The organism is Bradyrhizobium sp. (assembly GCF_049581145.1).
Classification (GTDB): Bacteria; Pseudomonadota; Alphaproteobacteria; order Rhizobiales; family Xanthobacteraceae; genus Bradyrhizobium.
In genome coordinates, this window is sequence record NZ_JBAURI010000134.1 from 1 (window position 1) to 4,312 (window position 4,312).

Annotated in this window: 6 protein-coding genes; 4 read left to right on the forward strand and 2 right to left on the reverse strand. The window is 63.9% G+C overall.

Annotated elements, in window-relative coordinates:
* The first annotated feature begins 178 nt into the window (after nucleotides 1–178).
* The 4 genes from WCB02_RS04420 to panE all read left to right on the forward strand — a co-directional run bounded on the left by WCB02_RS04420 (nucleotide 179) and on the right by panE (nucleotide 3,500).
* Nucleotides 179–790, forward strand: coding sequence for a DUF2239 family protein (locus WCB02_RS04420; protein ID WP_423956622.1), 612 nt, complete (start codon nucleotides 179–181; stop codon nucleotides 788–790).
* 285 nt (nucleotides 791–1,075) lie between these two features.
* Nucleotides 1,076–1,684, forward strand: a complete 609-nt coding sequence (locus WCB02_RS04425; RefSeq protein ID WP_423956623.1) for a 2-hydroxychromene-2-carboxylate isomerase — start codon at nucleotides 1,076–1,078, stop codon at nucleotides 1,682–1,684.
* Between the two features lie 53 nt (nucleotides 1,685–1,737).
* Nucleotides 1,738–2,475, forward strand: a complete 738-nt coding sequence (locus tag WCB02_RS04430) for an SDR family oxidoreductase (protein ID WP_423956624.1) — start codon at nucleotides 1,738–1,740, stop codon at nucleotides 2,473–2,475.
* Between the two features lie 104 nt (nucleotides 2,476–2,579).
* A complete protein-coding gene (panE, locus tag WCB02_RS04435) occupies nucleotides 2,580–3,500 on the forward strand; it encodes a 2-dehydropantoate 2-reductase (protein ID WP_423956625.1) in 921 nt (306 codons plus the stop codon).
* A 6-nt stretch (nucleotides 3,501–3,506) separates the two neighbouring features.
* On the opposite strand, the gene WCB02_RS04440 is transcribed toward panE, so the two are convergent.
* Together WCB02_RS04440 and WCB02_RS04445 are read right to left on the reverse strand one after the other, a co-directional pair.
* Complete coding sequence (locus WCB02_RS04440) at nucleotides 3,507–4,106, reverse strand: c-type cytochrome (protein ID WP_423956626.1); 600 nt, start codon at nucleotides 4,104–4,106, stop codon at nucleotides 3,507–3,509.
* The coding region (locus tag WCB02_RS04445; RefSeq protein WP_423956627.1) for a hypothetical protein at nucleotides 4,106–4,312 on the reverse strand (207 nt) is incomplete at its 5' end. The genes WCB02_RS04440 and WCB02_RS04445, both read right to left, overlap by 1 nt.

The following is a 4,312-nucleotide window of genomic DNA, read 5'->3' on the forward strand; positions in this document are numbered from 1 at the left end:
TTGTTGAGGTGATGAACTGACAGCATCGCGCGTCTCCCCACTTGAGGTGCTTGAGCCTCGTCATTCCGTAACAGTGGAGGGCCAAAATGGCGACTGAGGTTTGATAATTATACCCGGGCGATATTGACTTCAATATTTACCCGGATACAAATAACAGTCCGAAACCCGGATTGGACTGATGACATCTGAAAAACGCTTCACCGCCTTCGTTGGTCACCGGCGACTGGCCTCCGGGCTGCTGACCGAGGTCGCGATCGCGATCAAGAAAACCACGAAACCGTCCGGCGCCGAGCCGATCCTTATCTTCGACGACACCAGCGGCCGGTCGATCGACGTCGATTTGCGCGGAACGGAAGAGGATATCCTCGCCCGCTTACCGCCTTCCGCCATCAATCCAGTGACGGTGACGGCTGAACCTCCGGCATCGGAGCCGCGCGGCCGCGGCCGGCCCCGGCTCGGTGTCGTCGCCCGCGAGGTGACGCTGCTGCCGCGGCACTGGGACTGGCTCAATGCGCAGCCCGGCGGCGCCTCGGTCGCGCTGCGCAAGCTCGTGGACGAAACGCGTCGCAGCAACGGCGACAGGGACCGCCAGCGTGCCGCGCGCGACGCCGCCTATCATTTCATGTCGGCGATGGCCGGCAATCTCGCGAATTTCGAGGAAGCCTCGCGTGCGCTGTTTGCCGACGACCGGCGCCGCTTCGCCGCCCACATCGCCGGCTGGCCGGCGGATATCCGCGACCACATCATCAGGCTCGCCTTCAGCGACCGCGCCGAACCGCGACAGGATTGATCGGCCGCCAACGGCCGGAACCGTCCGGATTCCGTCGTTCATTTCGGTCTGCCGCCATTCTCGGCCGCACCATCGGCACCGGTGCCGGCCGGGCCGCCCATCCGATCACCTTCGGCACCGTGGTGTCCTGCAGACGAACGGTCATCTGCCGGTCCGGCGCAAGCACGCGATACCGCGGCCGATCGTGCCACGCCGGCCTCACAGTATTATGATCATCATCAAAATGATGGACGTGCCGCGCCGGCTGCGCCAGAATGTGGCGGCACCAGATGCCGGGAGGCCGCCTTGAGCAAGACGTCGCCGCAATTCCTGTTCGATTTCGGCAGTCCGAACGCCTATCTGAGCCACGAGGCGATTCCCGCGATCGAACGGCGGATCGGCGTGACTTTCGCGTACGTTCCCGTGCTGCTCGGCGGCATCTTCAAGGCCACCAACAACAAGTCGCCGGCCGAAACGCTGGCCGGGGTAAAAAACAAGCGCGAGTTTCACGCGCTCGAGACCGAGCGCTTCGTCAGGCGCTTCGCCGTTCAGCCCTATGTCTGGAACCCGTTCTTTCCGGTCAACACCTTGAATCTGATGCGCGCCGCGATCGCCGCGCAATTCGAGGGCGTGTTCGAACGATATGTCGATGCCGCCTTTCATCACATGTGGCGCGAGCCGAAGAAGATGGACGACCCTGAGGTCGCGATCGAGGCGCTGACCGGCTCGGGTCTTGATGGCGCAAGACTGCTCGCGCGGGCGCAGGACGCCGACGTCAAGGCGAAACTGATCGAGAACACCCAGAGCGCGGTCGAACGCGGCGCCTTCGGCTCGCCGACCTTCTTCGTCGGCAACGAGATGTTCTTCGGCAAGGAGCAGCTGCGCGACGTCGAGGAACTGATCTCGGGAAGCTAGTTCCGTCATTACGCTGTTCGCAATGACAACATTGGCGATCGAGGATTTCATCCATGGAAAAGCGTAACGCCACCGTCGCGGTGATCGGGGCAGGTGACTACATCGGCGCCGAGATCGCGAAAAAATTCGCGAGCGAAGGCTTCACGGTCTTCGCCGGACGACGCAACGGCGACAAGCTCGCGCCGCTGGTTGGGGATGTCGAGGCGGCCGGAGGAACGATCGTCGGCCGCTCGCTCGACGCCAGGAAGGAAGACGAAATCGCGGCGTTTCTCACTGATGCCGACAGGCACGCTCCGCTCGAGGTCACCATCTTCAATGTCGGCGCCAACGTCAATTTCCCGATCCTGGAAACCACCGATCGGGTGTTTCGCAAGGTCTGGGAGATGGCGTGCTGGGCGGGCTTTCTCGCCGGACGAGAATCCGCGCGGCTGATGCTGCCGCGCGGCCAGGGCCATATCTTCTTCACCGGCGCGACCGCCTCGCTGCGCGGCGGCAGCGGCTTTGCCGCCTTCGCCAGTGCCAAGTTCGGCCTGCGCGCGGTCGCGCAGGCCATGGCGCGCGAACTGGGGCCGAAGAACATCCATGTCGCGCATCTGATCATCGATTCCGGCGTCGATACTGCCTGGGTGCGCGAGCGGCGCGAGCAGCTCTGGGGCAAGGAGGCGCTCGACAATCCCGATCTGCTGATGCCGCCGGCCTCGGTGGCGGCCTCCTACTGGCAGCTCTATCAGCAGCCGCGCAGCGCCTGGACCTTCGAGATGGAAATCCGCCCGTTCGGCGAGAAGTGGTAGGAGGCGAGGAGCGAATGGCGGCGGTAAATCCCGTTGACTCTCTATTCGCCACTGCCTATTCGCCATTCGCGGCTTCTTTCGTCGGCTAAAAGGAAAGCACAACAATGCGTATTCTCGTGGTTGGCGCCGGCGCCATTGGCGGATATTTCGGCGGCAGGATGCTGCAGGCCGGCCGCGACATCACCTTCCTGGTCCGGCCGCGACGGGCGTCGGAGCTGGCCGCCACGGGCCTCGTGATCAGGAGCCCCAATGGCGACGTCACCCTGAAAGATCCGCCGCGTGTGCAGGCCGACACCATCAAGCACAAGTTCGACGTCGTGCTGCTGAGCTGCAAGGCGTTCGACCTCGACGACGCGATCAAGTCGTTTGCGCCGGCGGTCGGGCCGCAGACCTCGATCATCCCGCTGCTCAACGGCATGCTGCATCTCGACGTGCTCGACAACAAGTTCGGACGCGAGCGCGTGCTGGGCGGACTCTGCGCCATCGCGGTGACGCTGAACGACCAGCGCGAGGTGGTGCAGCTGATGCCGATGCAGTCGCTCACCTTCGGCGAACGGGACGGCAAGACGACCGACCGGGTACGGGCCATCGCCGAGGTCTTCGCCAGCGGCAATTTCGGTTCGGTCCTGAGCGACAATGTGCTGCAGGACATGTGGGAGAAGTGGGTGTTCCTGGCCTCGATCGCGGCCTCGACCAGCCTGATGCGCGCGCCGGTCGGCTCCATCCTGGCGGCGCCGGGCGGCAAGGACTTCCTGCTCGGCATCCTCGACGAGTGCAAGGCGGTCGCGACCGCCGAAGGCTATCCGCCCCGCGCGCCCTTCCTCGACCGCACCGTGACCATGCTGACCACGGAAGGCTCGCCGATGACCGCCTCGATGTTCCGCGACATCAAGGCCGGCCTGCCGGTGGAAGCCGATCACGTGGTCGGCGACCTGATCGCGCGCGGCGATGCCGCGAAGGTGCCGGTGCCGCGATTGCGCGTCGCGTATACGCATCTCAAGGCCTATGAGAAGCAGCGCGGGTAAACCGCCTCACAGATGCGCCAGGTAATGCGCGAGTGCGGTGATTTCTTCGTCGCTTAGGGGATAGGCGGCATCGGCCATGGCCGCAACGCCGCCACCGACCCGCTGGCCCGATTTGAAGTCGTGCAGCGCCTTGTTCAGATATTCCTCGCGCTGGTCGGCGATGCGCGCCACCGCCTTGGTGCCTGCGAAATTATCCAGGTGGCAGCGGGCGCAGCCGCGTCCCGCGGCGGCCTGCGCACCTTTCCTGGACAGGTCGGGATTATCGTCAGGCGCGGCGGCTTTCGGTGGCGTCAGCGATGCAAAATAGCCGCCGAGATTGCGGATGTCGTCGTTGGTGAGCTGCTCGACGATCGGCTGCATCAGCTCGTTCTTGCGCGCGCCGCTGCGAAAATAGACCAGTTGCCACTGGGTGTACTGATCGAGCTGGCCTGCGAGCGAGGGGATGTTCTGGGTTTGCGAAATGCCGTTCTCGCCATGGCAGCCGCTGCACTGCTCGGCCTTTGCCTTGCCGGCGGCAACGTCCGCGGCCCTGGCCGGCAGGCCGCCAAACGCTGCGACGGCCAGTGCCACTCCGCACAAATCACGCAATACACGCACATAACGCATCAACGGCATTTCCTCAGGCTTGCGTCCTTGCGGCGCGCGTGAGTGAAACGCGATCCTGGCGGACGACTGTTGTTGTTCGGACCGGCAGCACTAAAAAACATGAGGCTGCGGCAGCACTGGAGCGTTTTCCGATTCCGTTGAATCGGAAAACACTCCAGTTGTTCTCTATTGATCGCATTTTCTTGCGGAAAGCCGGTGTCCACCTT

Coding starts and splice junctions, on each gene's coding strand:
- WCB02_RS04420 (WP_423956622.1), top strand. CDS start 179: ATGACATCTGAAAAACGCTTCACCGCCTTCGTTGGTCACCGGCGACTG.
- WCB02_RS04430 (WP_423956624.1), top strand. CDS start 1,738: ATGGAAAAGCGTAACGCCACCGTCGCGGTGATCGGGGCAGGTGACTAC.
- panE (WP_423956625.1), top strand. CDS start 2,580: ATGCGTATTCTCGTGGTTGGCGCCGGCGCCATTGGCGGATATTTCGGC.
- WCB02_RS04440 (WP_423956626.1), bottom strand. CDS start 4,106: ATGCGTTATGTGCGTGTATTGCGTGATTTGTGCGGAGTGGCACTGGCC.